This window comes from Pseudomonas paraeruginosa (assembly GCF_003025345.2).
Lineage (GTDB): Bacteria > Pseudomonadota > Gammaproteobacteria > Pseudomonadales > Pseudomonadaceae > Pseudomonas > Pseudomonas paraeruginosa.
Map to the genome: position 1 here is coordinate 4,262,614 of NZ_CP020560.1, position 26,439 is coordinate 4,289,052.

Sequence of the window (26,439 nt, forward strand, 5' to 3'; positions counted from 1 at the left end):
CCTTCATCTATGGATGTCGCATTTGAATGACAGCTTTGATCGTCGCACCTGAAAGAGAGTCTTCGATGGCCTGGTTTATCTCGTCGATCGGATAGAAGCGGACCAGAGCATCGACTGGAAAACGGCCCTGTAGAAAGAGTTCGATCAATTGCGGGATGAATTCCCTCGGTGCGGCGTCGCCCATGATCGTTCCCTTGATATGGCGACCACGCATGACATGCATTACATCAAGCGGAATGGTCGTGTGCTCCTTGACCACACCCGTCAAGGCGCACTGGCCGTTCTCGGCCAGGCAGGCGATCGCCGACTGCATGACGCCGGTGTTGCCTGCGGCTTCCACCGCATAATCGGCACCGCGGCCTTGGGTCAACTCCCCCAACAGGGCCGTCAGATCATCCGTTTTCGGATTGAGGCAGTGGGTGGCACCCACTTGTTTCGCCAGCGCTAGACGATTGTCCTTGATATCGACGGCGACAATATGCCCACATCCGGCGACGCGTGCCGCCATTACAGCAGCCAGCCCTACCGCACCAAGGCCGAACACCACAAGCGTAGAGCCCGGGCGTGGGCTCAGGGTGTTCAGTACCGCACCCGCACCGGTCATGATGCCGCATGCGAATGGCCCCAGATATTCCAGCGGCGCCTTGGGATCGACCTTGACCGCACTGCTGACGTTGACTGTCGCGTAATTGGAAAAAGACGATTGCCCAAAGAAGTGGCTGTGGACATCTTTGCCGCTGTCCAGTTCATGCAGGCAGGTCGTGGCATTGCTGCGACAGGCCGCCCAATTGAGTGCAGCATGCGATTCGCAATAGGTTGGCAGGCCGCTTGCACATTTCCTGCAGGTTCCGCATGAGGCCAGAGACAGCACCACATGATCACCCGGTTGCAGGTGCTCGACACCGGGACCGACACACTCGACCACACCGGCTCCCTCATGGCCCAGGACGACCGGCATCGGCACATCGACGAGTTCGTCTCGCACCGCAATGTCCGTATGGCAGATACCGGTGGCAACGATGCGCACCATCACTTCGTTGAATCCCGGAGGGTCCAATTCCAGAGGAAGAATTTGTAGTACGTCGTCGCTTCTTACAGCGACCGCCGAAGTAACTTTCATACAAGTTCCTTTATTAAAAGTGCGGTATGGAACATGCACGCATGTTCCTCTTCCGGCCCCCTAGGCGATGTCGATCACCGTCTTGCCCCGTGCGCCACCGGGCTGCCGTTGGCTCATGACTGCGGGCACGGCTTCGAGCGAGATGTGCTTATCGATCACGACGCGAAGGGAACCGCTGAGCACCTGTTGCGCAAGGGTCCGAAGATCCTCGCGGTTGGGCAGCATTTCCAGATTGACGACGCGTACTCCGCGCGCTGCCGCGACATCGGCATTGGCGGACCAAATGCTACTGAGCGCCGTCCCGCCGGGAGCAATGCAGGAAACCAACTCAGCAAAGGCCGGCGCAGGATTGACGAGGTCGATCAGGCCGTTGATGCCAGCAGGCCAACCCGTGCTCAACCGCTCAGGAACATTCTGCTTTCTGTCGAAAACATGCTCGACGCCCAATTGCGCCAGCCATGGAGCCGCTTCGGACGATGCGCTCGCCAGCACCTGGTAGCCTTTGGCACGTGCCAGTTGCACAGCGAACGTGCCCACTCCACCGGTGGCCCCCATTATCAGAACAACGCTGCCAGGCGGCAGGCCGAGGGACTCGACGGCCTGAAGGGCAGTCGTCGCCGCGGTGGGCAGGGCTGCCGCCAAAGCTGGCGGCACGCCGAGCGGCGTATGCAGCAGCGTTGCGTCAGCCGATATGGCTACATATTCAGAGAAGCTGCCGTTACCGACATAGCTGTGCAGAAACCGTCCGAATACGGAATCGCCGACCTCGAAGTCGCTCACCTGTTCGCCAATCGACTCGACGACGCCAGCACCGTCGATACCGAGCGTCAGCGGAAAGCGGTGTTCAAACCGGTCCTTGAAAAAACCTTCTGCGATCCGCCGGTCAATCGGATTCAGACTGGCGTGGGTCATTCGAATCAGAATTTCCTGCGGCCCGGCGACCGGAAGCGGGCGCTCGTCCACGATCGGCATGGTTCCAAAAGCAGACAGGACTATAGATTTCATCGTCACATCTCTAACCAGGTGGGAAAGCGCCTGCACCGCTGGAGTCGACATCGCGATGCAGGTGGTTAGGGATGTTATTTCCTGGACAATCCTTCGATAAGAGGCAATATAGTGACGAACTGTTCTTCCGTGGACGACAATCCTGGTGAAAAAAAAAGCGGTATTGCAGGATCTGAATGATCTCTATTACTTCGTCGCAGTGGCCGAGCACGGTGGATTTTCAGCCGCAGGTCGAGTGCTGGGCGTTGCCAAGTCCAAACTCAGCCTGCGAGTATTGCAACTCGAACAACGTTTGGGCGTTTTGTTGTTCCAGCGCACCACGCGCAAGATTCAGTTGACCGAGGTGGGCGCCCGCTTTCTGGAACATTGCCGCAGCCTGGTCGCAGAAGCGCACGCGGCACAGGATGCGATCGATTTCTCTTCGTCCGGTCCCACAGGTCTGATCCGTATCAGTTGCCCCGCTGGCGCGGCGGAAATATATCTGACGCCATGGCTATCGCAATTCATGGCTCAGTATCCGCGTGTGCAGATTCAACTTCAGGCCTCCGATAGAGTCATGGACCTGGTAGCCGAAGGCATTGACGTTGCTTTACGACTTCGCCCCGAATCGAGCATGGCCCCCGAACTGGTGACACGTCGATATGGCACCAGCCGACGTATCCTGGTGGCCAGTCCGGCGTATCTGGAAAGACATCCGGCAATCCAGTCACCGGACGACTTAAAGCACGCCGATACGATCAGTTTGCTTGAAGAGGCTCCGCTACAGCAGTGGGAGCTGATCGGTCCTGAATCCGAAGTGCGCACCATTGAACTCCGCCCCCGCCTGATGGCCAGTGTCTGGTCCCTGGCAATGCAAGCGACTCGGGACGGCCAGGGGGTTGCGCTACTTTCGGCGCTGGGCTGCCGACCTGCTCTGGAATGCGGGGATCTGCGTCAAGTCTTGCCCGAATGGGCGGCACGCGAACTGGTGGTGCATGCGGTGTTTCCTACCCGGCGCGGAATGGTGCCGGCGGTCAGGGCGTTGTTGGATTTTCTCTCGGACAGACTTCCCGTGATGACCGCACTCGATAGCTAGCGTTAGTTCCCAGCAATGCTGCGCGCACCGAAGCAATCGGCGTTGGCCTGGAACACACAGCACCCTACGAAAAGCACAGCGAGTATCTGGCAATGAAGTCTGCTCGTGGCCGCTTGCTGCCAGTCTTCATTGGGTCTTCGCGGTTCAATGCACCCGAATAGCCATGCAGCGAGTATTCGAATCGGTTCCGACACTAAATTCGCATGCCTAATCGACACCGATTCGCGCTCAAAACACCACCACGGCTTTTCAAAATCGTCAGCCAATCGCACGACTCCGACAGCCAGTCGCATACCCGTCACCTATTCGCGTCCTCCGACAGCAGTTCGCAATCTCGACAGTCTGCTTTGCTCGCGCCTAGGACAGCCAATCTTCAAGCGATGCAGGGTTCATTCTGCAATTCCCAGAAACGGACGTAGATGAAAAGACAGTTGCCGGTAAATTGCGGACAGTGCACTAGCAAATAAAGCTGTCCCTTTTTCGGACGGCGGCGGCGTAGACCCGACCGTGCAACTGGCTGTCAAAACGCTCGCTGACCCGCACCAGGACAAAGCTGCGCAGCCTTCCAGCACACCCATGAAGAACGAACACGCCGAGCGCTATCAATGTCAGCATCAACCGGATGACTTCGTTGGCCGACCGAGCCGCGCTCATCCCTGCCACCACTGCCCGCCGAATCCCGAATGAGCCCGGATGGCACCTCCCTGTGCCGGGCGCTCCCTCGCCGCTGCGCCAAAACCGTAGAGTGCCTACTGGGAGTTCAACCTACACGATGCTTATTGCCTGAACCGAAAGAACTTCTGGGTTAATCCCAACCAAGGTGATCATCCCCAACGTCAATAGACACATTACCATCAACCATATTAATCATTTGATTCTAAAGTGCAGACTGACCATGAAATTGCGTGGTTCACCATAGAGGTAGCCGTTCTGGAATCCCACAGTAGTGTAGTACTTCCTATCGAACAGGTTGCTTATATTGGCCGATAGGCTGGTGGTATCGGAGAGTTCATAACGGGCCATGAGCGACGTCAAGGCATAGGACGATTGCCCGACCTTAACGCTCTGCCGCTGGGGATTGGTGGCCTCTTGGTAGAAGCGGCTCTGCCAGTTGACCCCGCCGCCGACCGTCAGCCGGTTCCAATCGCCCTGCAGGCGGTAGGTCGTGAACAGGCGCGCGGTGCTGCGGGGAATCTGAGAGTTCAGGCGATAGCCGTCGCCATCCTCGGCGGTGAAGTGCGAGAGCCCTGCGTAGAGGTTCCAATCGAGGAGGGGTTCGCCCTGCACTTCGACGTCGAAACCGCGCGATACCGTACCGTTTGCCGCACGGTAGGCCTGGGTGCCGTCCGGCAGCACCTGCCCGGCGTCGAGTTGCGCGACGCCATCCAGGCGGGTCTCGAACACCGCGAGCGAAGCGTTGAGCAGACCGCCGAAGTATTCCCCCTTGATCCCGATTTCCTTGTTCTTTCCCTCTGCGGGTCCCAGTACCCTGTTACTGCTGTCGCGGTAGGCCGACTGTGGCTTGAAGATTTCTGTATAGCTCGCGTAGACCGAGTAGGTATCGTCCAGATCATAGATCACGCCGACATACGGGGAGACCTGCCCAGTTTTTTTGTAATGGTTGTCATTACTCTCATCGATCTCGTAGTTGCTGCTGCGCGCGCCGATGATGAGCTTGAACGGGTCTGCCAGGGAAAGGCGCAGCGCGCCGAAGATCCCGCTCTGCTTGATAGTGGTATTGATCGTCGGGCCCGGCTGGAACGCTTGGCGCGGGAAGCGGCCGTTCCAGGTATAGATACTGCTGACATCGGAGCTGGACACGAAGTTGAGGCCATAATCGCTATGGGACCTGGAGCGTGAGCCGCTGCCGCCGAGGACCAGTTCGTGCTCGCGGCCCAGCAGTTGGAACGGGCCGCTGACCAGCAGGTCGAGGCTGTCCTGGCGTGTTTCGACGCCGCCGTTCAGGGCCGCAGGCATCCAGCCCAGGCCGGTTGCGCGGTCCGGGTAACCGTTCATCGACAGCAGGTCGCTATTGACGTCGCTTTCCTTGTGGTCGGCGTTGACGCGCAAGGTCCAGCCATTGTCGAAGGATTGCTCGACCCTGGCAAACGTGGTGTTCAGCCTGCTTTCCCAGCGGTTCCAGCGTGCGGCCGGATTCTTCGAACGCGACCAGTCGGTGCGCGTGCCATCTGAGAAGAACAGCGGCATGCCGCCCCAGGTGACGCCCTTGGGGTCGTTGTTCTGGTACTCATGACCCAGAGTCAGGGTGGTGCCCGCGGTGAGGTCAACGTCGAGCACGCCGTAGAAGGCCTGGCGCTTTTGCCGGTAGTGGTCCTGGAAGGAGTCGCGGTCCAGGTAGGTACCGACGATACGCCCGCGTACCCTTTCATCCGTACTGAGCGGCGAGGAAAGGTCGAACGTGCCGCGCTGGTTGTCCCAGCGTCCCAGCCCCATGTTCGCCGAGGCGGAAAACGTCTTCAGCGGACGCTTGCGGACCAGGTTGACCGACGCGGAGGGTTCGCCGATGCCTTGCAGCAGGCCGGTCGCGCCACGCACCAATTCGACGCGGTCGTAGAACGCCGTGTCCAGCATGCCTTCCCCTGGTGCCATAGCGTTGGCAGTCGTAGGAATTCCGTCGTACATGAAGCTGTCGATGCTAAAACCGCGGGCAAAGTAGTTGACCCTCTCGCTGTCCAACATAGTCGACGAGACCCCGGTGGTGTTCTCCAGCACGTCACGGAGAGAGTCCAACTGCTGGTCGTCCATGCGTTGGCGGGTGATTACGGTGAGAGACTGAGGCGTTTCCCGTGGCGTCAAGGCGAGGCCGGTTCCCGAGCGACTCTTTGCTGCCGTGTAGGAGCCCGAGCCCTCGGTCGAAAGGTCTTCCGAGCTGCCGGTGACGGTGTCGGCAGGCAGTGCCAGGGCCGCCTCTTCGTCTGTGGTCTGCTCGAGCATGTCGGAGTGGGGCAGCGCTTGCCGGGTTTGTGCATTGGCCGGAACCAGGACGTGTGCGACCAAGGTACACAGACAGGCGGCATGGAGCAGGGGCTTGTGGGGGAGGATAAGGGGCCTGCGGCGGTAAGGGTGGGTCATTGGATCGATTCCTGGAAATGGGGCAAAACCTGCCCGAAGCCGCCGTGCCGATAGGCGCGGCGGCGCGAGCATCATAGAAATGGGGTGTTGCTTCAGGCGATGCGCCAGCCCTTGGCCATCTGCCGTTGCGCCAGGAAGTGCGCATAGCGCCCTTGCTGCGCTTGCAATTGCGCGTGAGTGCCGGACTCGACCACCCGACCGTCCTCCAGCACGGCGATCCGATCCGCCATTGCAACCGTCGATAGTTGGTGGGCAATGACGATCAGGGTCCGGCGGCCGCGCAGGCGCGCGAGCGCTTCGGCAATGGCCGCCTGGTTTTCCGCGTCCAGCGCGGCGGTGGCTTCGTCCACCAGCAGGATGGGGGCGTCTTTGAGCAGGGCGCGGGCAATCGAGATACGCTGGCGCTCGCCGCCCGACAGGCGCATGCCGCCCTCGCCTACCGGCGTGTCCAGGCCCTGCGGCAGGCGCTCGATGATCTCCGTCACGCCGGCCAGTCGGGCCGCCTGCAATATTTCGTCATCGCTGGCATCGGGTTTGCCGATGCGAATGTTGTCGGCGATGCTGCCCTGGAACAGGTAAGTGTTCTGGAAGATCTGGCTGATCTGCCCAGCCAACTGCTCGCTGCCCATTTGCCGCACGTCGACGCCCCCGACGAGCACGCTGCCGGCCGTCACATCGAAGAAGCGTGCGATTAGGGCCGCCAGCGTGCTCTTGCCCGAGCCGGAGGCGCCCACCAGCGCCAGCATGCTGCCCTCGGCGATATGCAGGTTTACTCCGCGCAGTACCTCGGGCGCGCTGGGCGCATAGCGGAATCTCACGTCACGCAGATCCACCGAGCCATCGATCGGCAGCTTCGGCTCGAGCGGTTCGGCCAGCGGTTTCTCGTTCAGCACTTCAGCTACCGCGTCGAGTTGGCCGCGCGCACTGCGCAGCACCTCTCCATAGCCGGCGATGTCAAGCAACGGGTCGATGAAGCGGTTCACCAGCAGCAGCGAGGCGACCACGGCGATGGCCGTGTCGGCCTGTGATTCCCCCCCCAGTTGGCTGCCCAGCCAGAGCGCGGCGGCGATCAGCAGGGCGGCGAACGCCAGTTGTACTGCCCAGGCATTGAGCACGACCGAGGCAATCGAAACATAGAGCAATCGCGAGCCGGCCGCGTGCTGCCGATCGATGGCACGTTTCAGGAAATCCATGCTGCCGCTGCGAGCGCTGAAGGCGCGGAGCACCGACTGTGCCTGGGCGAACTCGACGATGCGCTGGCTGGTACGGGCGGCACTGCTGTGGAACGCCTCGTCGGCCTGTTGGCCCAGGCGTGCGCTGAACACGAATATCCCGGCCAGGATTGGCAACGCTAGCAGTGCGATCAGGCCCAGTGGCCAATGCAGCGTTGTCAGTGCGACGACGAAGACCAGCGGTGTCACCACGCCACTGAGGATCGGAGTGAACAGGTGGCCTGGCAACTCGGACAGCTCGAACATGCCGTGAGTCATGACATGATTGAGGCGTACGGTGTTCTGTGGCGTGAACCATCCGACCGGCAGGCCGGCGATGTGATCGCCGATGCGTTGGCGGCAGTCGCGGAGTACGGCGACACGCACCGCCACGCTGGCCTCCTCGACCTGGCGGCGCCAGGCCCAGCAGGCCACGAGCCCTATACCCAAGGCGAGGAGCCAGAGGCCGGCGCTGTGGACGTCGCCGGCCAGCAGGTGACTCAGGATCGGCACCAGGGCGGTGATGATCAGGCCATTGAGCAGGCCCAGAACGACGGCCATCCAGGCATAGCGGTGGAAGATGCGCGCATCGTCGCCCAGCAGGCGGGAAAAGGTCTTGAACATCATTGCGTCACCTGGCCTCCGATTCTTGCGCGGCCTGCGCATCGCTATAGCCGCCCAGTTCCCACAGGCGAGCGTAGTGCCCGTTGCGCGCCAGCAACTCCTCGTGGCGCCCTTGCTCTATGACGGTGCCATTGTCGATCACGACAATGCGGTCTGCGTGCATTACGGTATCGAGCCGATGTGCGATGACTAGGAGCGTGCGCCCGTGGGCGAAGCGCGAAAGCGCTTCCTGGATGGCCACTTCGTTTTCGGCGTCGGCGGCGGCGGTGGCTTCATCCAGTACCAACACCGGCGGGTCCAGCAGAATCGCGCGAGCGATGCTCACGCGTTGTTGTTCGCCGCCGGAGAGATGCGCGTCCTCGCCGATTACCGAGTCGTAGCCGCGTGGCAGGCTCAGGATGCGTTCGTGGATATTGGCTGCGCGCGCGGCGTTCTCGATTTCCGACCGGGCCGCCGAGGGACGGCCCAGCGCGATGTTGTCATGCACGCTGGCATGGATCAGCCGCACGTCCTGCAGGACGAAACCAATGTGCCGGTACAACTCGGTACTTTCGAGGTTCCGCAGGTCTGCACCACCTAACGTTATGCGCCCTTGGCTCGGATCGAAGAAACGCAGCAGCAGTCGCGCCAGGGTGGACTTGCCAGCGCCGGAAGGACCGACCAATGCGGTAACTGTGCCGGGTTCAAGTGTGAGATTCAGGTTCGCGAGCACTTTGTGCTGCGCGTCCGCGTCGTAGGTGTAGCCTACCTGCTCAATGCGAATCTCGCTGCCGGTGGGCGTCTGCCGCAATGCTGCCGCAGGTTGTTCCAGCACTGCGGTACGCAACAGGTCCTGCACACGCCGAGCCGCTCCCTTCGCGGGGTCCAGTCCGTGCGCAATGAAGATCAGCAGCATCAGCGGAGCAGACACCCCGGGAGCCATCAGGACAAAGGGCAGAACTGCCGCCGGGGTCATCCAGTCGAGGTGCACGAACAGTGTGCCTGCCGCAAGCACCACGCCCAACACCGCGACCGGCGCCATCAGTGCGTTGGCGATGCTCATGGAGCCGAGCGTCGGCTGTAGCAACTGGAGAAATACTTCTAGGAAACCGTCCACCGCGGTCCGATAGTTGCCGTGAGCCCTGCCGCCGGCGCCGAAGGTCTTGATGACCGGAACGCCGTTGACGAACTCGACTACCGCATTGTCCACGCGCGCTTGTCCTGCGCCGAAGGCCTGCATCTGACGTTCGCTGAAGTTCATAGCCGAACCGATCAGCAGCAACCCGCCTACGTAGGGCAGGAGCGCTACCAGTGCCAGGCGCCAATCCAGCGCGAACAGATAGACCAGCGAGGTCAGGATGGCACCGAGCGTGCGCCCCAGGGTGGTGTAGAAATGTGCGGTCAGGTCGTGCAGGGTGCCGATGTCGTCCTGCATGGCGTGCTTGATCTCGCCCGACGAGCGCGAGCCGAACCAGCCCAGCGGCACCTTCGCCAGCCGACGCACCGCGGCTAGCCGCAGGTGGTGGGTCAGGCGGTTGTCGGCCGCGTGCGCCGTGGCTTCGGCCAGCAGGATCAGTAGCAGGCCGCCGAACAGGCTGGCGATGCTGAGGGCCACCGTCCGCCAGAGTTCGCCGTGGGCCGTGGCTTCGGTGGCATGGATGGCGACAGCGCCGAGCGCAATCTGTGCGATATGGGCGATGCCGGCCAGCGGCACCAGCGTCAGCGCCGCACCCAGGCCTGCCAGGGTGGCGGCGCAGATCAGGCGGCTACGGATCGGGCGCAGGATCTGGCCCAGCGGCGCAGGCTCGTTGGCCGGCGTGTCGTTGGCTTCAAGGGCGCTCATGGAGACTCCCGGCAGGAATGTGTAGGGGGGCGTCGAGCCGGGCCGTGCGCTGCGCCAGGAAACGTCGCGGAGGCACTCCGACGGCCTTGCGGAACATAGTCACGAAGGCTCCGGGGCTGTCGTAGCCCAGGTCGTCGGCGATGGCCTGGATGAGATGGCCCTGGGCGAGCAGCGGCAAGGCCCTGATGATGTGCATCCGGCGGCGCCATCTGCTCACACTCAAGCCGGTTTCGGCAACGAACAGCCTCGACATGTTGCGCTCGCTCATGCCGATGCGGCTGGCCCAGAGATCGAGCGTGGCATGCTCTGCCGGGGCAGCCAGCATCGCATCGGCGAGTTTGCGAAGGCGTGGGTCGACAGGCATGGGCAGGTGCAGGCTCTCCTGCGGCGCGGCGATCAGTTCATCGAGCAACACCTGCATCAGGCGCGCCTGTGGGCCGTCCAAGCCATAGTGCGCGGGAAGGGCCGCGGTGCGTGCCAACAACGCGCGCAGGAACGGCGAAACGGAGATCGTGCAGCAACTGCTGGGTAGCTCTGCCGCAGCATCCGCTTCGACGAACACCGCAAAGCCCTCGGCGTTTCCGCAACTGCTGGCGCGGTGCGGCATGCCGCTGGGAATCCAGACTGCTCCTTGCGGCGGCACCACCCAGATGCCGGCATCGGCCTCCAAAGTGATCAGCCCGCTGTCGGCGAATATGAGCTGCGCCTTACGGTGGTTGTGGAACGGTATCTCCCAACTGGCGGTTGGCATTTCCAGTCCGAGTACCACCACCGGGCGGTCGATGAGATCGGGATAGTTCGATTCGTTTCCGGCGATGGGCATCGGACGATTCCTCACGAGCTCGTTCAGGCACCGGCCAGCAGCGACTCGGCCTTGGCGCGAGCGGCCTCGGCACTGGCGACAACGAACATGGGGTAGCCCCAGAACTTGGCAAAGACCATCGAGAACCCCTGCATCTCGGCGCGCTGGTCCGGCTCCGGGACGATCTGCAGGTGGCCTTTGATCAGACGCCGAATCTCGGTCCGGTGGGCCTTCATCCAGGTGACGATCTTGCGTCGGGTATCGATATGGTCTTCGGCGTCGTCGGGGGCATCCTGGCTGACGAATACGAAAGGGCGGCCGCGGGCCAACAGTTCCGAGATGCACTCCAGCACCTCCTCGATAGGTCTGGCGCGGGCGGGGGAGTTTTCCATACGTACGAAGGGATACTCAGTTGTGTCGATATTCATGGTCGGCTCCAGCATATCGATGCGATCTGGAATACAAATGAGAATGCTTATCATATTCTCAAGAAAAAGTTGCGTCATTGGATAGAACGGACAAAAAATTCTTCATTTCAGCCAATCTGACAAGGAAAGCTGCTTCTTTTTCGATTGCCTATCGAACCCAGGATGCAGAGTGGCGGCCGGAATATTGAGACGTTGGTGCTGCAACAATTCCAAGATGCTCTTGACTGTGCTCAAGAACACATCGCAGTGGCAGCATGTGAGGCTGCCGTTTTCGACGAAGTCTTCGCTTCCCACAAGGAAACTATTCTCCGACTCCAAGCATTGTGGAAACCTGAAAGATTGAAACCGCCTCAATAACCTTACTTCTGAATAACTCCATGCAATCAATAATTCAGTATTTTTTAGACTGGAGAGTTTCCCTGCCTGACGTACCTACGCCCACATCGCTTAGTGTTCTAGACAGACGTCACCAAACCCAGCCAAAGCAGGCGGTAAGTCTTGACACTGTAGCGTTAAAGTTTTAATAAAGCATCATACACCTTGCCAGAAGTTTTTTTAAAAATAAACTTTACCAGTCAAGTGATAATCACCACAAACCACAGGAGTAGCCAGCATGAAAATCACTAGAACTTCAAAAGGACTCCTTTCCTCAATCACTTCCTCCGCAATATTCTTTCTACTAACAGCTAGCAACCCAGCAAACTCTGAACCTATAACCCACCCATACACTGAAACTTACAGAAAATGCATAAACAACAGCACAAACACAGTAGAACAATACTCCTGCATAGAAGAGGAACATAAAATTTGGGACCAAAAGTTAAACAAGGCCTACAAAGAAACACTTTCAAGCAGAGTGAATCCTCCAGCCTGGAAAATAGCCCAACGCAACTGGCTCAAGTTTAGAAAATCACAATGTGAAATCTATAACTTCAAAAGCAACGGCTCCGGGGATGGAGTCCTGGAAGCAGTTTGCGAACTTAATTTAACCATTGAAAGGACCCTTCAACTGGAAGACAGCAACTGGCCTTCCTAACCATTGAGAAAAACCATAGGAAATGAATCCCTTTAAACTATTTATCTTAAAAGGCTTGCCATCAGACGATGGCAAGCCCGATCCTTATAAGAAATTTAAATTTACAAAATCAGATAAGAAAATCTTCAGCAATCTTCATAAAAACATTGCTTCTCTCCCCCATGCTATTATGCCCACAGTTCCTTATGCGCACGGACTTGGCACCGGGTATACCTTTCTCCAACTGCTTGGCATGAGGAGGCAGCAAACAGCGATCTTCCTCGCTCCAGAGCACTAAAGTACGAGCTTTAATCTCTCCGAGCCGACTTAGGGTGTCAGCCTTTCTATCAGCTTCTACATTACGAAGAAAAGCCGCTGGCTCTTGTGGTGCAAGTATCTTCGCAGACGCTTCAAGTAGTTCATCAACAGTCCGCCTTGATAGAGTGCTGGAACCATTTCCATAAATTGTCATAGACTTGGCAAAAGCCTCATCGCTTTGATAATTACGAAGGACCTCCCAACTATCGAACATGGCATTCATCTTGTCGTCAGTGCGAGCCCAGGTATTGGCCAGCAGCATTCGGCTGACGCGAGCCGGTGCCATCAAAGCAAGCTCCTGCGCTATCTGTCCCCCCATCGAGTGTCCTACCAGATGAACACGCTCAATTCTCAACTCGTCGAGAAGTGCCAGAGCGTCCTCAGCCATATCGCGCAAGGTGTAGTTGCTCGGGCTCAAACTACTCTGTCCTGAGTCTCTATTGTCGAGTAAAATGGTGTCGAAGCGCTGGAAAGCTTCCTGTACTGGCCGCCAGATCCCTCGATCACACATGGTGCCGGGAATAAGCAAGACTGGATGTCCACCATTGCGCTGCCGTTCATAGGCTATTCGCAGACCATTTGGTGTGGCGATGGAGCCTTGCTCGATCGGAATGGGCTTTGAGGTGTTTGCAAAAACAGATGGCGCCATCGAGGCAGCTATTAGGGCTGTGCCTGTGCTCAGGTAGGTACCAACAAAGTTCCGTCGCGTCATCTCTCTGGACATGGTATTTCTCCTAGGCTGTTTAAGTAAAAAGCAAATGGTTGCTCGAAAGCATATAACCGTTTGAACATATATAATTCAAAATTCGATTACAGAATAACTTAGGCTACCAGTTAACTAGACTATTAGTAGTCACCTCGGGAGGCTTGATCAAGTCAAGAAGGATGTTAGGTTTCAACGATTAATTCGACAGTACCATTTAGACCACTAACCTAAGCTAGGCCATTGACCATATATACTGTTCTGAATTCATCGAATACTGCATATCGACCTGCTGTTACCGGGATTTATCAACGGTCTCGGCTGCCAAGCGCGCTTTGAGAAGGATCATCAATAAACGATCACGCTCGCAGGCCAATTCCTCAATGTTTCGTCCATCTACTTCCGCATACAGGCCGTCGACTATTTTTTTCTGCATCTCGGGGTTTAGCTGCACCTCCCCCAAGGGTGTCCACCATGTGACCAGTGGTCCGGCGAACTGCTGATAAAAGTGCTCAATGCCCCCCGATCCGCCACCAAGATGGTTGAGCAGCACGGGCCCCATCACCCCCCAGCGCAGACCCGGCCCCCACGAACACGCGGTATCAGCATCGGCCACTGTCACGACGCCCTCATTGACAAGCGACATCACCTCACGAATCAGCACACCTTGTAGCCGATTGGCTACATGTCCCGGCACCTCTTTATTCAACCGGATCGTTCGCTTGCCAAGAGCGGTGTAAAAAGCGTCCGCTCGTTTGATTGAATCCGGTGAAGTCCTCTCTCCAGCCACTAACTCAACCAGAGGAATGAGATGCGGAGGATTGAAAGGGTGGCCGACTAAGCATCGCTCCGGATGAAGGGCGCAGCCCTTCTGGATTTCCGTCATCATCAGCCCCGACGAGCTGGTAGCAATCAACACCTCAGGCGCCAGAAGCTCATCCAGTTGTTGATACAGGCTCTGCTTAAAGGCCAGTCGCTCAGGGCCATTCTCTTGTACGAAATCAACACCAGCAATTTCGGCGAGGTCTTTAGTAAAAGTTAGATTTGATGGCGAAGCTGCCGGAACCGCCAGCCCTAACTCTTCCAAGGCCGGCCAAGCATTCGCTATGTATTCACGCAGAATAGTCTCAGCCCCCGGTGCTGGGTCGGTTGCCGTTACCTTGAGCCCCCTAGCTAAAAATAAAGCGCTCCAGCTCGCACCTATGACCCCAGTACCGACCACTGCAACTTTCGTGATTGAATTGCTCATTACTAGTTCCTCACTCTGTGGAAGAGTCACAACATTGACACAAGTATCATTGGATGCTCTTGATGCTTGTCTTTGCCTATAGGCCCTCGTTCCCGAGCCATCCAAATCAAGCCTTCATGCCTATGAGCCTGCGGTTCTTACCCGATCTATCGATTCGACTGGCGTTAAGTTAGGAAATAGATGAAGAGCAGTTCAAATACTTTGTTAAGTCCTACCTATAGCTTGCAGGTATGATCATGGGATGGATATCCGCCATCTACGTTATTTTCTCGCGATTGCCGATGCCGGCAGCTTCACCGCCGGAGCTCAGCGGTTACGGGTTGCCCAACCTTCGTTGACGCGCCAGATCCAAGCGCTTGAAGCACATGTCGGTTGCACGCTTTTTGTTCGCACGTGGCAAGGTGTACACCTGACTGAAGCGGGGGAGGTTCTTCGAAAGGAGGCCCTGCTGGCTGTCACCCAGTTCGATGCAGCCCTGAAACGCACGCAAGACAGCGGAAAACAGGTATGCCGCCTAGTGCTGGGCATGATTCCTGGCACGGAAGATGAATTGATGGGATTAGTCTCGGCGGCGCTGGCTTCTGAAACACGCTGTATTGGGGTTGACGTTCAAAGCAAGCTACCTCTCGAGCTGATCAGAGCTCTGGAGCTGCGCAGCATCAATGCCGCATTCATTCGGCGCGGCGATGTGCCTCCTGGATGGGCAAGTCAGGTCGTTCGAAAGGAAACCCTTATGGCCATTCTTCCGCGCGGGCATCGCTTATTGCACAAAAGGAAAATTTCTCCGTCAGACCTCTGCAAGGAGCGCCTAGTAGCGATTAGCGCCTCGGCGGCACCTGCTCTCCGATCCACCATCGACGAATTTCTCCACCAAAACGGCAATGCGGTCGTTGAACCGCTCGAGGCCGATGGAATGTTGAGTATCTTTTCCATGGTGGCGGCAACGGGGCTTTGCAGCCTAGTGCCCTATCATTTCTGCAACATGTTACCCAAGAGCATAACCATTCGTAGGCTTACATCAGTGGATCACTCAGCACTAGACCTCGTTCTGGTGCATTCCGGCAAGGAAACGTCGCCGCTTTTGGAGCGCCTACTGGTGTACATCCAAGACATGAGGCCCCCCTGCTGTTGTAAACAACAGCCCTGAATCGCGGGTCAAAAATACACCGCTTACGTAATGATGATTTCCTGCTGCCCCATCGGAAGCGATCCTGTCTGCTGTCTGTACCTTCCTCGAACCGGTACAGACCCATGCCTCTTCATCACTCTCCCCCTGGCTGGCGGCCACAAACGCTAATCGTTGGCTTACTTGTAGTGGTCTACTGATCCCGGACACCGATTTAGGCGAAAATCCTCGCCGTGAGAGAGGTGTCTGATAAGCAAGCAACGACGTACGTTTTCCGCCGAGTTCAAACGAGAGGCCGCGGCCCTGGTGTTGGACCAAGACTACAGCCATATCGACGCCTGCCGTTCGCTGGAGGTGGTGGATTCGGCCTTGCGCCGTTGGGTGAAACAGCTCCAGCAGGAGCGCGATGGCGTAACCCCGGAGAGCAAGGCGCTCACCCCCGAACAGCAGAAGCTCCAGGAGCTGGAGGCTCGGATCAACCGGCTGGAGCGGGAGAAAGCGATATTAAAAAACCGCGCCCCATTGGGTTAGAAACACGGTCACTACGCTGACAGCGCTGGACAGTGGTCGCCTGTTTTTTGGAGGCTCAGTCCCCGTCAAAAAACCTGACCCAGGGGAAGCTGCGGACCCGTTAGTGGTGGCGCGTTTCGTGACCCCGTTTAGGAATGTGATCTGTTCCGAGTCCCCGTCCAGCACATCCAGTGAGTGGAGGGTTCTCATGAAAACGTCCAGTTCGCAGCGGCAGGGGCTGCCAGTGATTCACGAACGAGCGGCCGGCATCGACATCGGTTCGCGCTTCCATGTGGTGGCAGTGCCCGTCGATCTCGCCGAAGAGCCGGTGCAAACCTTCAAGGCGTACCGCCGACCTGGAGCGCATGGCCGATTGGCTGGTCGAGCTGGGAGTCACCACGGTGGCGATGGAGTCGACCGGGGTGTATTGGATTCCGGTCTACGAGATTCTCGAGAGCCACGGGTTCTACCCCATTTCCAGGGACAGGCATTCAGGGAGGTCCAACCGTGTGGGAAGAAGCGCTACCACAGCCACCTGACACCTTCGAGCAAAGCGTGCTGTTCACTCTGATGGCTCAACACTTATCGAACCGTGCCGCCTCGGCATCCGCGTCTCCCGCTGCAACAAGCGGATCTGGTGGATGGGGATCTACCGCCCGAAGCAGTCTCGCCTAGCGATACCGGTACTGAGGGGCCGGCTACCGGACGAAAGGTAGCCGCGCCTCCCAGCAGATCGCTAGGCCTGTAGGCAAAATCCGCAATTACCGAATGCGCCTCGACTCCAGCGCCGGCATGCTGGCAGAGCCGCGCAATTTCAAGGCCAACACCGCAGTACCCTCTGTAATCGCTGATTACGTCGGGGGCGCATTGCTACGCCTGCAGAATGGTTTCAGGGCCTTAGAAACAGAAAAGCCCACCTAGATAGGTGGGCTATTCCATATTGACATCACGTCAATGCGGGCCTAATGTTCGGCCCAGACGGCTGCTGGACAAGTAAAAGGTGAAACACCCTTCCCTAGGTCTGTGCAACTCGCCCCTCGAAAATGGTGGGTCGTGTAGGATTCGAACCTACGACCAATTGGTTAAAAGCCAACTGCTCTACCGACTGAGCTAACGACCCAACGCGAGGCGTATAATACTGATTTCTAACGCAAAAACAACACCCCTCGCGAATTTTTTTCAGAAATATGGCGTCGGATCAGGAATACCGGCCGCCGCGAAGCCATCCGCGCGTAGCCGGCAGCTATCGCATTTGCCACATGCCCGCCCCTGATCATCGGCCTGGTAGCAGGACACCGTCAGCCCGTAGTCCACGCCGCGCGCAACGCCCGCCTGGATGATCTGTGCCTTGGACAGGTACTGCAGCGGTGCCTGGATCCGGAACCCATTGCCTTCCACGCCGGCCTTGGTGGCCAGGTTGGCCATCCGCTCGAACGCCTCGACGAACTCGGGACGGCAATCCGGATACCCGGAATAGTCCACCGCGTTCACGCCAATGAAGATGTCTCGGGCCTCGAGCACTTCGGCCCAGCCCAGGGCAAGCGACAGGAACACGGTATTGCGCGCCGGCACATAGGTCACCGGTATTCCCTGGCTGGGCGCCTCGGGTACGGCGATGCTGTCGTCGGTCAATGCCGAGCCGCCCATCCCGTTGAGATCCAGCCCTATCACCTTGTGCTCGATCGCCCCCAGCTGCCGCGCCACGCGCTCAGCGGCCTGCAACTCGGCGCGATGGCGCTGGCCGTAGTCGAAGCTCATGGTGTAGCAGGCATAGCCATCGGCCTTGGCCATGGCGACAACGGTGGCGGAGTCGAGGCCGCCGGAGAGCAGGATGACCGCTTTCTTCTGGTTCATGGTGAGTTTCCTCGTCTCAATGGCCCGGCTCGTCGTTCCAGAGAATCTTGTGCAATTGCAGTTGCAGGCGTACCGGCAGGTTGTCGGCAACGATCCAGTCGGCCAGCTCGCGCGCATCCACCTGCCGGTGGCTGGGCGAGAACAGGACTTCGCCGGTGCGCTGTTCGAGGCGATACTCGATCAGCTTGGATACCGCCCAGTCGTAGTCCTCCCGCGAGCAGACGACGAATTTCACCTGGTCGTTGGCAGTCAGCAACGGGATGTTTTCGTAACGGTTGCGCCCGACCTCGCCGGATCCCGGCGTCTTCAGGTCGAGGACCTTGCTCACGCGGGGATCGACCCGCGACACGTCGAGAGCCCCGCTGGTTTCCAGGGATACCTCGTAACCGGCGTCGCAGAGTCGTTCCAACAGCGGAATGCAATTCGGCTGGGCCAGCGGCTCGCCGCCAGTTACGCAGATATAGCGAGGCTTGTAGGCAGCCACCCGCTCGAGGATGGCATCCAGGCTGACGATTTCGCCGCCGCTGAAGGCATAGGCGGTATCGCAGTAATGACAACGCAGGGGGCAGCCGGTCAGGCGCACGAAGACCGTCGGCAAGCCGGCGGTACGTGTCTCCCCCTGCAACGAGTAGAAGATCTCGGTAATGCGCAGGGTCTGTTGCATATCAGCCACGGGCGTGACGACTGAACAGGTCGTCCGCCTCCGTTGCGGTAAATAGGAGAAGCGCCTCGGGAGCGCCCACATCCGCGGAAGTCTCCTGGCGGGAAACACGGGCATCAGCCGAGCTGAAACCGTGTAATTCCGCGGGGCGCCGATTCTAACGAAAAAACCCGCGACTGGCGCGGGTTTGTTCATCGAGACGGGATCAGCGAAGGTTCTTCAGGTCGCGCTGCGACAGTTGTGCCGCGGAGGTTCCCGGGTACTGGGAAATGACCTGCTGGAGGATGCCCTTGGCCTTGTCGTTGTTGCCCAGGCGGCGCTCGACATCCGCCAGCTTGTACAGCGAATCGGGCACTTTCTGGCTGCTCGGGTAGCTCTGGCTGACCCGCGCGAAAGCCTGGCCGGCGCCCTGCAGGTCGCCCTTGGCCAGGTTCACCTCGCCGAGCCAGTATTGGGCATTGCCGGAATACTGGCTGTTCGGATACTTGCGCAGGAAGGCAGTGAACGCCTGGCTGGCCTTGTCGAAATCCTTGCTCTTGATCAGGTCGAAGGCCGCGTCGTAATAGAGCTTTTCCTTCGCCGGGTCGCCCGGCTCGCCGCTCGGCGCCGGGGCGTTGTTGCCTGCGGGAGCCGCAGGCGCGCCGTTGGCGTTGATCGCGCCAGCCGGTGCGGAATTCTGTGCGGCAGGCGCGCCACCACCGGAAATCCGGCGGTCGAGTTCCTGGTAACGCTCCAGGCCTTCCTGCTTGAGTTGCTGGATCTGGTTCTGCTGTTCTTCCAGCGTGCCACGCAGGCGAGCCAGCTCGTCCTGCATCTGCTGCAGCTGCATGAACAGTTCCCCCTGCACGGAGGTGGGAGTTGTCACCCCACCTCCGGCAAAGGCGCCACCGGCACCTGCCGTGCCATACCCTGAAGGAGGAACGTTGCCGCCGTTGTTGGCGGCAACGCCGTCATACACAGGAACTTCCGCCCAGGCCGCGAACGGCATGCTGAGCGCGAGGAAGGTCAGGACACGCAGGTGCTTGGGCATGACGTCTTCTTACTTCCGCAGCTCGACGCGACGGTTCTGGGCCCAGGACTGCTCGTCGTGGCCAGTGGCAACCGGACGCTCCTTACCGTAGGAAACCAGTTCCAGCTGAGCCGGGGACACGCCCTGCAGTACCAGGTAACGCTGAACGGCCTTGGCACGACGCTCGCCCAGGGCCATGTTGTACTCGCGGGTACCACGTTCGTCGGTGTGGCCTTCCAGGACTACGCGCTGACCGCTGCCTTTCAGGTCTTTCGCATGTACGTCCAGAGCACGCATGGCTTCCGGCTTCAGGTCGGAGCTGTCGTACTCGAAGTAGAAGGTGGTGATCGCACGCAGAGCGGCTTCGTCGCTCAGGCTGCCGTCAACGGCACCGCTGTTGGCGCCATAGCCTGCGTTCGGGTCGACGCCGCCATTGGCACCTTCACCGGAAGCGTCGCCGCCCTTGGAGGAGCAACCCACAGCTACAGCCATGGCCAGAGCCAGCGCAGCAAATTTGCCGAATTTCAGCATTTCCATCATGTAACTCCTAATGAACCCCAGTGTATAAGTTTGTAACCGTTGGCGACCGTCAGTTCAGGTAAGGGGACCAGGAAGGCTCGCGCACATCGCCCTGAGCGGTAGGGAGAGGTATCCGTACGCGTCCGTTGATGGATACGAGCATCAGCACGCCCCGGTCCTGCTGGCGGGTGGCGTAGATTAGCATGGTGCCATTGGGCGCGACAGTGGGCGAGTCGTCCAGGGTAGTGTTCGACAGCACCCGCAGATTGCCGCGCTGGAGGTCCTGGGCGGCGATCTGGAAGTTGGTGTAGCCCTGCTGGCGGTGAACCATCACCAGGGTCTTCTCGTCGGCCGAGAGTTTCGGGTTGGCGTTGTAGTTGCCGATGAAGGTCACCCGGTCCACGGCGCCGCTGTTCACGTTCATCTTGTAGATCTGCGGCTTGCCGCCACGGTCGGAGGTGAAGTACAGGGTGGAACCGTCCTTGCCCCAGAAAGGCTCGGTGTCGATCGCCAGGTTGTTGGTCAGGCGGCGCAGGGAGCGGCTGCCGAGATCCATTACGTAGATCTCCGGGTTACCGTCGCGCGACAGGACGAAGGCCAGGCGATTGCCGTCCGGGGAGAACGCCGGAGCGCCGTTCAGGCCTTCGAAGTTGGTGATCTGCTCGCGGCGGCCGGTATCGACATACTGGATGAAGATACGCGGACGCTTCTGCTCGAAGGACACATAGGCGATGCGGCGGCCGTCCGGCGAGAAGCGCGGCGACACGATCGGCTCGCGCGACTGCAGCAGGGTCACCGGGCGCGCGCCGTCGTAGTCGGAACGCTGCAGGGTGTAGCGGGTGTTGTCGACCGAGAAACGCTCGGCGGTGACGTAGAGCATCTTGGTGGAGAACGCGCCCTTGATGCCGGTCAGCTTCTCGAACGACTGGTCGGCGATGTAGTGCGACATGTCGCGCAACTGGTCGGTGCTGCCGGTCACGCTGCCGGTCAGCACCTGCTGCTCGGTACCCACGTCGAACAGCGCGTACTGCACCTGCAGACGGCCGCCGGCGGGCACGATGTTGCCCACCATCACGTAGTTCACGCCCACCGCCTTCCAGTCGCGGAAGATCACTTCGCTGGCCTGGGCCGGCTGGCTGATCATGTTCTGCCGGGGCAGCGGCTCGAAGTAACCCGAGTTGCGCAGGTCATTGCCGATGATGTTGGACATGTCTTCCGGCAACACGTTGCCGCCCTGGAAGCCGAACGGCACCACGGCGATGGGAATGGCACGGTCGTTGCCGCTGGAGATCACCAGCGGGTCGGCAGCCTGCGCAGCACCCGCCACCAGGGCCAGGGCAAACAGCGCAATGCGAATCAGGGTACTCACAGACTCAAATCCTCCGGTTTAAAGATGATGCGGCGCTGACGGTACAGACTGTCGAAGGTCGCCCGCGGCAGTTGCTGCATCTCGGGAATGCGGCCGACGTTGCGTACAGCCGCCACCGCCGAACTGTCGAACGGCTTGTCACCGCTCGAACGGCTGACGCTGGCGTTGGTGATGGTACCGTCCGGCAGCATTTCGATCAGTACTTCTACGCTCATTCCATTACGCGCCGATGGAGGACGCCGCCACTGCTGGCTGACCAGGTTGACGATCAGGTCGTCAAGGCTGCCGGTGACCTCGCTGCCCACCTCGTCTGCCAGGGCCTGCTGGCGCTCGGTGGTATCAGAGAGCAGCTCGGCCAGGGCCTGGGCCTTCTTGTCCTCGGCGGCCTTGCGGGCTGCCGCGGCGGCAGCCGCCGCCTTCTTCTTGGCGGCCTCGACGGCGGCCTTCTTCTTCGCCGCCTCGGCTGCCGCTTTCTTCTTGGCTTCCTCGGCCGCTTTCTTCTTCGCGTCCTCGGCTTTCTTCGCCTGGTCGGCGGCCTTCTTCTTGGCCTCCTCTTCGGCGCGCTTCCTGGCTATGTCGGCTTGCTTCTTCTGTTCGGCGGCCTTGGCCTCGGCAGCCTTCTTGGCTTCATCGGCCTTCTTCGCCGCGGCGACTTTCTCGGCCTCCGCCTTTCGAGCCTCGTCAGCCTTCTTTTGTTCCGCCGCCTTCGCGGCGGCTACCTGCTGCTGTTCCAGCTTCTGCTGCTCGAGTTTCTGCTGTTCGAGCTTCTTCTGCTCGAGCTGCTCGACTTCATATTGCCTGGAGGCGGTCTTCTTCGCCTCGCCGGCGATCTTCTGGTTGGTCTGGGTGGTCGCCTGGCTCTTCGACTTGAGCTGGTAGAGCGTGGCCTGCACGATCGGCTTGGAGGGAGGAAGCTCCGGGGCAAACGCCCAGCTGACGAACAGCATGGCGAAGATCAGAACGTGCAGGACCACCGCCAGGACGACGGGCCAGAAATAACTCTCGGAAGGCGAGCGCTCGAACTGTTGCTTCAAGATCAGGGAGCCTCGGTAATCAACCCGACATTGGGCACACCGGCCTGCTGCAAGGCACCCATGGCGCCAACCACCGCACCATAGTTCACCGCCTTGTCGCCGCGGATGAATACCTGGGTGTCCGGACGGGCACTCATGATCTTGGTGACTGCATCGGTCATCTGTTCCAACGACACGGCGCTATCGGTCTGTTTTTCAGTATCCACTTCACTGCCGACGTTCCAGTAATAGGAACCGTCGGCCTTCACCGAAAGGGTCAGGACCTGCTTGTTGTTGTCCTGGGGCAGAGCCTCGCTGGACACCTTCGGCAGGTCGACCTTGACCCCCTGGTTGAGCATCGGTGCGGTCACCATGAAAATCACCAGCAGTACCAGCATCACGTCGATGTAAGGCACCACGTTCATTTCCGCGACCGGCTTGCGCTTGTGACGAACCCTTGCCATATCGGCTTACCTCTCAGTCGTCTTAGTCGTCGCTGGTGTGCACCTTGCGGTGCAGGATGGCCTGGAACTCGTCGGCGAAGGTGTAGTAGCGACCGATCAGCATCTCAGAACGCGCGGAGAAACGGTTGTAGGCGATGACCGCCGGAATCGCGGCGAACAGGCCGATGGCGGTGGCGATCAGCGCCTCGGCGATACCCGGGGCGACGGTGGCCAGGGTAGCCTGCTGCACGGTGGCCAGGCCACGGAAGGAGTTCATGATACCCCAGACGGTACCGAACAGGCCGACGTACGGGCTGGTGGAGCCGACGGTTGCCAGGAAGGGCAGGCTGGCTTCGAGCTTCTCTTCCTCACGGGAAATCGCCACGCGCATGGCGCGCGCCACGCCTTCCATCACCGCGTCGGGATCGACGCCGGGCTGCTGGCGCAGGCGGGAGAACTCCTTGAAGCCGGCACGGAAGATCTGCTCGACGCCCGAGTCCGGGTCCGGGTTGCTACCGGCCTGGCGATACAGCTTGGACAGGTCGATGCCCGACCAGAAGCGTTCCTCGAAGGCATCCAGCGCCTTCTTCGCGGCGCGCATGGCGTTGCCACGCTGGAAGATCATGATCCAGGATGTGACCGAGGCGGCCACGAGGGTCAGCATGACCAGCTGCACCACGATACTGGCGTTGCTGATCAGGCTCCACATGGAGGTATGGTCGACGACGTTCGGTTCCACTTTAATCTCCTGCTGAAAAAGAATCCGGGCTTCCGGCAAAAGCCGCACGCAACGCTTCGGGGATAGCACGTGGCTTCAGGGTGTCCGCTCGCACGCACGCCACCAGGAACCGCCCCTCGCAGAGCAGGACGAAGTCCGACGCTCGACGAACCTGTTGACGAAACTTCAGGCTCGCCCGGTTCAACTCCTCGACCTCGGCACTGACCAGCAGCTCATCGTCGAGCTTCGCTGGCGCGTGGTAGCGCGCCTCGGCGGAGTGGACGACGAACAGCAGGTTGTCACCGACCAGTTGCGATTGGGCGAACCCCAAAGCCCGCAGCCGCTCGGTCCGAGCCCGTTCCATGAACTTGAGGTAGTTGACGTAATAGACGATGCCGCCGGCATCCGTGTCCTCGTAATAGACCCGGAAACGCTGCTGGAACGGCTTTCCCCCGTGTTGCGCGCGCATACTCTAGAACCAAGTCCCGGCTTTGCCAATCGGCAATCGCCCACAAATGCAATTAATTACCATCTTCAGACGTGAACAGATCCGACGTTACCCCCGGACCCAACCTTTTCGGAATATTCAGGCCAAAATGCAGGTAGGCGTGGCGGGTCACCACACGTCCCCGTGGCGTCCGCATGATGTAGCCCTGCTGGATCAGATAGGGCTCCAGTACATCCTCGATAGTGTGCCGCTCCTCGCTCAACGCCGCGGCGAGGTTGTCGATCCCCACCGGCCCGCCATCGAACTTGTCGATCATGGTCAGCAACAGACGCCGGTCGAGGTGGTCGAAGCCACGCTCGTCGACATCGAGCAGGTTCAGCGCCTTGTCGGCGATCACCCGGGTGATGTCGCCTTGCCCGCGGACTTCGGCGAAATCCCGCACCCGCCGCAGCAGGCGGTTGGCGATACGCGGCGTGCCACGGGCGCGCTTGGCGATTTCCGCGGCGCCCTGCGTTTCGATCTGCAGGCCGAGTATGCCCGCCGAGCGACTGACGATGGTCGCCAGGTCCTCGACGTTGTAGAACTCCAGGCGTTGTACGATGCCGAAGCGATCGCGCAACGGGTTGGTCAGCATGCCGGCGCGCGTGGTCGCGCCGACCAGGGTGAACGGCGGCAGGTCCAGCTTGATCGAGCGGGCTGCGGGGCCTTCGCCGATCATGATGTCCAGCTGGAAATCTTCCATGGCCGGATACAGCACTTCCTCGACGATGGGCGAAAGACGGTGGATCTCGTCGACGAACAGGACATCGCCGGCCTCCAGGTTGGTCAGCAGTGCGGCGAGATCGCCGGGACGCTCCAGCACCGGCCCGGAGGTGCTCTTGATCGAAACACCCATTTCTTGGGCGATGATATTCGCCAGGGTCGTCTTGCCCAGTCCCGGCGGACCGAAGATCAGCGTATGGTCGAGCGCCTCCTGGCGGCCACGGGCGGCATGGATGAACAACTCCATCTGCTCGCGCACGCTGGGCTGGCCGATGTAGTCGGCCAGTTTCAGCGGGCGGATGGCGCGGTCCAGCTGCTCTTCGCGTTCGCGTCCGGAAACGGCGGATATGAGGCGATCAGGCTCGATCATCGGGCGCTACCTAGACCATGCCCTTGAGGGCCTGGCGGATCATTTCTTCGCTGGACAAATCCTCTCCCGGTACGGCTGCGACGGCACGGCTGGCTTCCTGTGGCTTGAAGCCCAGGGCGATCAGCGCGCTGACCGCATCGGCCTCCGCGCTTGAGACTGTAGCGCTGGCGCGGGGTTCCATCACCAGCGGCGCAATGGTGGGCATGTTTTCCCAGGCCTTGAAACGGTCCTTCAATTCGACCAGCAGGCGCTCGGCCGTTTTCTTGCCGACGCCGGGAATCTTCACCAGGGTGGAAGTATCCTGCGCCTGCACGCAACGCACCAGCTCGTCCACTTCCAGGCCCGACATCAGCGCCAGGGCCAGCTTCGGCCCCACCCCATTGAGCCGGATCAGTTCGCGGAACAGCTCTCGCTCGCGCTTTTCGGCGAAACCATAGAGCAAGTGCGCATCCTCACGCACAACCAGATGCGTATGCAAGGTCACCGGCTCGCCCACCGAAGGGAGCCGATAGAGGGTCGTCATCGGCACCTCCACCTCATAGCCGACGCCATTCACATCCAGGATCAGGTGCGGCGGCTGTTTCTCCGCCAGGGTGCCACGCAAGCGTCCGATCACGACGAGCTTTCCTTATTCAAAGACGCAGGCGCCCGCCGCGACGGCGCGCGCCCACCAGGCCATGGGGGACCAGGCTCTGCTGGGTATGGGCATGACACAGGGCGATGGCCAGGGCGTCCGAGGCATCGATCTGCGGTTTCTGGGTCAGTTTCAGCAGGTGCATGACCATCATCTGCACCTGCTGCTTGTCCGCGCCACCAGTGCCGACCACGGCCTGCTTGACCTGTGACGCGGTGTATTCCGCCACGCTCAGCCCCTCCTCCATCGCCGCGACGATAGCCGCGCCGCGCGCCTGGCCGAGTTTCAGGGCCGAGTCGGCATTGCGCGCCATGAACACCTGCTCGATGCTCAGGGCCGTCGGGCCGTGGGTGCGGATCACCTCGCGGACGCTGCGGAACACCACCTGCAGACGCTCGTGCAAGGGGCCATTGCCGGTCCGGATGCATCCCGACGCCACGTACTCGCAGCCGCGCGCCGTTTCCCGCACCACGCCGAAGCCGGTGATACGCGAACCGGGGTCAATCCCTAGAATCAAAGTCATAAGCTGGATACTAAA

24 protein-coding genes, 1 tRNA gene and 3 pseudogenes are annotated in these 26,439 nt (G+C 60.0%); 6 read left to right on the plus strand and 22 right to left on the minus strand.

What is annotated here, in order from left to right:
- Window positions 1-7: 7 nt before the first annotated feature.
- Complete coding sequence (locus B7D75_RS20190; protein ID WP_034081823.1) at window positions 8-1,120, minus strand: NAD(P)-dependent alcohol dehydrogenase; 1,113 nt, start codon at window positions 1,118-1,120, stop codon at window positions 8-10.
- Between the two features lie 60 nt (window positions 1,121-1,180).
- Complete coding sequence (locus B7D75_RS20195) at window positions 1,181-2,125, minus strand: NADP-dependent oxidoreductase (RefSeq protein ID WP_034081830.1); 945 nt, start codon at window positions 2,123-2,125, stop codon at window positions 1,181-1,183.
- Between the two features lie 145 nt (window positions 2,126-2,270).
- On the opposite strand from B7D75_RS20195, the gene B7D75_RS20200 reads away from it, so the two are divergent.
- On the plus strand, window positions 2,271-3,200 hold the full coding sequence (locus tag B7D75_RS20200; protein ID WP_107114359.1) for a LysR family transcriptional regulator: 930 nt from the start codon (window positions 2,271-2,273) through the stop codon (window positions 3,198-3,200).
- An 867-nt stretch (window positions 3,201-4,067) separates the two neighbouring features.
- Here the strand turns inward: B7D75_RS20200 and B7D75_RS20210 are convergent.
- The 5 genes from B7D75_RS20210 to B7D75_RS20230 form a co-directional block, all read right to left on the minus strand.
- Complete coding sequence (locus tag B7D75_RS20210) at window positions 4,068-6,293, minus strand: TonB-dependent siderophore receptor (RefSeq protein WP_234600069.1); 2,226 nt, start codon at window positions 6,291-6,293, stop codon at window positions 4,068-4,070.
- 92 nt (window positions 6,294-6,385) lie between these two features.
- Window positions 6,386-8,128, minus strand: a complete 1,743-nt coding sequence (locus tag B7D75_RS20215; RefSeq protein WP_107114682.1) for an ABC transporter ATP-binding protein — start codon at window positions 8,126-8,128, stop codon at window positions 6,386-6,388.
- 7 nt (window positions 8,129-8,135) lie between these two features.
- Entirely contained in the window at window positions 8,136-9,950 is a 1,815-nt protein-coding gene (locus tag B7D75_RS20220; RefSeq protein WP_107114361.1) for an ABC transporter ATP-binding protein, read from the minus strand.
- On the minus strand, window positions 9,937-10,701 hold the full coding sequence (locus tag B7D75_RS20225) for an AraC family transcriptional regulator (RefSeq protein ID WP_374954555.1): 765 nt from the start codon (window positions 10,699-10,701) through the stop codon (window positions 9,937-9,939). The genes B7D75_RS20220 and B7D75_RS20225 overlap by 14 nt, the downstream gene beginning before the upstream one ends.
- Before the next feature lie 95 nt (window positions 10,702-10,796).
- On the minus strand, window positions 10,797-11,180 hold the full coding sequence (locus tag B7D75_RS20230) for a hypothetical protein (protein WP_034081827.1): 384 nt from the start codon (window positions 11,178-11,180) through the stop codon (window positions 10,797-10,799).
- Between the two features lie 613 nt (window positions 11,181-11,793).
- Between B7D75_RS20230 and B7D75_RS20235 the strand changes: the two genes are divergently transcribed.
- Entirely contained in the window at window positions 11,794-12,216 is a 423-nt protein-coding gene (locus B7D75_RS20235) for a lysozyme inhibitor LprI family protein (RefSeq protein WP_071537294.1), read from the plus strand.
- 109 nt (window positions 12,217-12,325) lie between these two features.
- On the opposite strand, the gene B7D75_RS20240 is transcribed toward B7D75_RS20235, so the two are convergent.
- Complete coding sequence (locus tag B7D75_RS20240) at window positions 12,326-13,237, minus strand: alpha/beta fold hydrolase (protein ID WP_181263705.1); 912 nt, start codon at window positions 13,235-13,237, stop codon at window positions 12,326-12,328.
- A 274-nt stretch (window positions 13,238-13,511) separates the two neighbouring features.
- Complete coding sequence (locus tag B7D75_RS20245; RefSeq protein ID WP_107114362.1) at window positions 13,512-14,465, minus strand: 3-hydroxyacyl-CoA dehydrogenase NAD-binding domain-containing protein; 954 nt, start codon at window positions 14,463-14,465, stop codon at window positions 13,512-13,514.
- Between the two features lie 241 nt (window positions 14,466-14,706).
- On the opposite strand from B7D75_RS20245, the gene B7D75_RS20250 reads away from it, so the two are divergent.
- From B7D75_RS20250 to B7D75_RS29825, 4 genes and pseudogenes are all read left to right on the plus strand, one after another.
- On the plus strand, window positions 14,707-15,612 hold the full coding sequence (locus B7D75_RS20250; protein ID WP_052178084.1) for a LysR family transcriptional regulator: 906 nt from the start codon (window positions 14,707-14,709) through the stop codon (window positions 15,610-15,612).
- Window positions 15,613-15,840: 228 nt separating this feature from the next.
- Window positions 15,841-16,101, plus strand: a pseudogene (locus B7D75_RS20260) (transposase); the annotation flags it as partial.
- Between the two features lie 208 nt (window positions 16,102-16,309).
- Window positions 16,310-16,565 (plus strand): annotated as a pseudogene (locus B7D75_RS29820) (IS110 family transposase); the annotation flags it as partial.
- Window positions 16,566-16,578: 13 nt separating this feature from the next.
- Window positions 16,579-16,776 (plus strand): annotated as a pseudogene (locus B7D75_RS29825) (site-specific integrase); the annotation flags it as partial.
- Between the two features lie 369 nt (window positions 16,777-17,145).
- Here B7D75_RS29825 and B7D75_RS20275 read toward each other — a convergent pair.
- The 13 genes from B7D75_RS20275 to ruvC form a co-directional block, all read right to left on the minus strand.
- Window positions 17,146-17,221 (minus strand) — tRNA-Lys (locus B7D75_RS20275).
- 59 nt (window positions 17,222-17,280) lie between these two features.
- Window positions 17,281-17,955: a 7-cyano-7-deazaguanine synthase QueC gene (queC, locus tag B7D75_RS20280; RefSeq protein WP_012076888.1), complete on the minus strand. Its 675-nt coding sequence runs from the start codon at window positions 17,953-17,955 to the stop codon at window positions 17,281-17,283.
- A gap of 16 nt (window positions 17,956-17,971) precedes the next feature.
- Window positions 17,972-18,619, minus strand: a complete 648-nt coding sequence (gene queE / locus B7D75_RS20285) for a 7-carboxy-7-deazaguanine synthase QueE (RefSeq protein WP_003155997.1) — start codon at window positions 18,617-18,619, stop codon at window positions 17,972-17,974.
- A 202-nt stretch (window positions 18,620-18,821) separates the two neighbouring features.
- Complete coding sequence (gene ybgF, locus B7D75_RS20290; RefSeq protein WP_003155995.1) at window positions 18,822-19,646, minus strand: tol-pal system protein YbgF; 825 nt, start codon at window positions 19,644-19,646, stop codon at window positions 18,822-18,824.
- A gap of 9 nt (window positions 19,647-19,655) precedes the next feature.
- Window positions 19,656-20,162 carry a peptidoglycan-associated lipoprotein Pal gene (gene pal / locus B7D75_RS20295; protein ID WP_003155994.1) on the minus strand — a complete coding sequence of 169 codons (507 nt, stop codon included), beginning with the start codon at window positions 20,160-20,162 and terminating at the stop codon, window positions 19,656-19,658.
- A gap of 52 nt (window positions 20,163-20,214) precedes the next feature.
- Entirely contained in the window at window positions 20,215-21,513 is a 1,299-nt protein-coding gene (tolB, locus tag B7D75_RS20300; RefSeq protein WP_034080804.1) for a Tol-Pal system beta propeller repeat protein TolB, read from the minus strand.
- The gene (gene tolA, locus B7D75_RS20305; protein ID WP_034080803.1) at window positions 21,510-22,547 is read right to left on the minus strand and encodes a cell envelope integrity protein TolA; all 1,038 of its coding nucleotides are present in this window, start codon (window positions 22,545-22,547) and stop codon (window positions 21,510-21,512) included. Before tolA ends, tolB begins: the two co-directional genes overlap by 4 nt.
- A 2-nt stretch (window positions 22,548-22,549) precedes the next feature.
- A complete protein-coding gene (gene tolR, locus B7D75_RS20310; protein WP_003086126.1) occupies window positions 22,550-22,990 on the minus strand; it encodes a protein TolR in 441 nt (146 codons plus the stop codon).
- A gap of 22 nt (window positions 22,991-23,012) precedes the next feature.
- Entirely contained in the window at window positions 23,013-23,708 is a 696-nt protein-coding gene (gene tolQ / locus B7D75_RS20315; RefSeq protein WP_003086125.1) for a protein TolQ, read from the minus strand.
- A gap of 1 nt (window position 23,709) precedes the next feature.
- Entirely contained in the window at window positions 23,710-24,156 is a 447-nt protein-coding gene (gene ybgC, locus B7D75_RS20320; RefSeq protein ID WP_043102669.1) for a tol-pal system-associated acyl-CoA thioesterase, read from the minus strand.
- A 52-nt stretch (window positions 24,157-24,208) separates the two neighbouring features.
- Window positions 24,209-25,267 carry a Holliday junction branch migration DNA helicase RuvB gene (ruvB, locus tag B7D75_RS20325; RefSeq protein ID WP_012076893.1) on the minus strand — a complete coding sequence of 353 codons (1,059 nt, stop codon included), beginning with the start codon at window positions 25,265-25,267 and terminating at the stop codon, window positions 24,209-24,211.
- 10 nt (window positions 25,268-25,277) lie between these two features.
- Window positions 25,278-25,883: a Holliday junction branch migration protein RuvA gene (gene ruvA / locus B7D75_RS20330; RefSeq protein WP_003086122.1), complete on the minus strand. Its 606-nt coding sequence runs from the start codon at window positions 25,881-25,883 to the stop codon at window positions 25,278-25,280.
- 16 nt (window positions 25,884-25,899) lie between these two features.
- Window positions 25,900-26,424 (minus strand): crossover junction endodeoxyribonuclease RuvC, encoded by a 525-nt coding sequence (gene ruvC / locus B7D75_RS20335; protein WP_034080802.1) that lies wholly within the window; start codon window positions 26,422-26,424, stop codon window positions 25,900-25,902.
- Between the last annotated feature and the right edge of the window lie 15 nt (window positions 26,425-26,439).

Coding starts and splice junctions, on each gene's coding strand:
- B7D75_RS20190 (WP_034081823.1), bottom strand. CDS start 1,120: ATGAAAGTTACTTCGGCGGTCGCTGTAAGAAGCGACGACGTACTACAA.
- B7D75_RS20195 (WP_034081830.1), bottom strand. CDS start 2,125: ATGAAATCTATAGTCCTGTCTGCTTTTGGAACCATGCCGATCGTGGAC.
- B7D75_RS20210 (WP_234600069.1), bottom strand. CDS start 6,293: ATGACCCACCCTTACCGCCGCAGGCCCCTTATCCTCCCCCACAAGCCC.
- B7D75_RS20215 (WP_107114682.1), bottom strand. CDS start 8,128: ATGTTCAAGACCTTTTCCCGCCTGCTGGGCGACGATGCGCGCATCTTC.
- B7D75_RS20220 (WP_107114361.1), bottom strand. CDS start 9,950: ATGAGCGCCCTTGAAGCCAACGACACGCCGGCCAACGAGCCTGCGCCG.
- B7D75_RS20225 (WP_374954555.1), bottom strand. CDS start 10,701: ATGCCAACCGCCAGTTGGGAGATACCGTTCCACAACCACCGTAAGGCG.
- B7D75_RS20230 (WP_034081827.1), bottom strand. CDS start 11,180: ATGAATATCGACACAACTGAGTATCCCTTCGTACGTATGGAAAACTCC.
- B7D75_RS20235 (WP_071537294.1), top strand. CDS start 11,794: ATGAAAATCACTAGAACTTCAAAAGGACTCCTTTCCTCAATCACTTCC.
- B7D75_RS20240 (WP_181263705.1), bottom strand. CDS start 13,237: ATGTCCAGAGAGATGACGCGACGGAACTTTGTTGGTACCTACCTGAGC.
- B7D75_RS20245 (WP_107114362.1), bottom strand. CDS start 14,465: ATGAGCAATTCAATCACGAAAGTTGCAGTGGTCGGTACTGGGGTCATA.
- B7D75_RS20250 (WP_052178084.1), top strand. CDS start 14,707: ATGGATATCCGCCATCTACGTTATTTTCTCGCGATTGCCGATGCCGGC.
- queC (WP_012076888.1), bottom strand. CDS start 17,955: ATGAACCAGAAGAAAGCGGTCATCCTGCTCTCCGGCGGCCTCGACTCC.
- queE (WP_003155997.1), bottom strand. CDS start 18,619: ATGCAACAGACCCTGCGCATTACCGAGATCTTCTACTCGTTGCAGGGG.
- ybgF (WP_003155995.1), bottom strand. CDS start 19,646: ATGCCCAAGCACCTGCGTGTCCTGACCTTCCTCGCGCTCAGCATGCCG.
- pal (WP_003155994.1), bottom strand. CDS start 20,162: ATGGAAATGCTGAAATTCGGCAAATTTGCTGCGCTGGCTCTGGCCATG.
- tolR (WP_003086126.1), bottom strand. CDS start 22,990: ATGGCAAGGGTTCGTCACAAGCGCAAGCCGGTCGCGGAAATGAACGTG.
- ybgC (WP_043102669.1), bottom strand. CDS start 24,156: ATGCGCGCGCAACACGGGGGAAAGCCGTTCCAGCAGCGTTTCCGGGTC.
- ruvB (WP_012076893.1), bottom strand. CDS start 25,267: ATGATCGAGCCTGATCGCCTCATATCCGCCGTTTCCGGACGCGAACGC.
- ruvC (WP_034080802.1), bottom strand. CDS start 26,424: ATGACTTTGATTCTAGGGATTGACCCCGGTTCGCGTATCACCGGCTTC.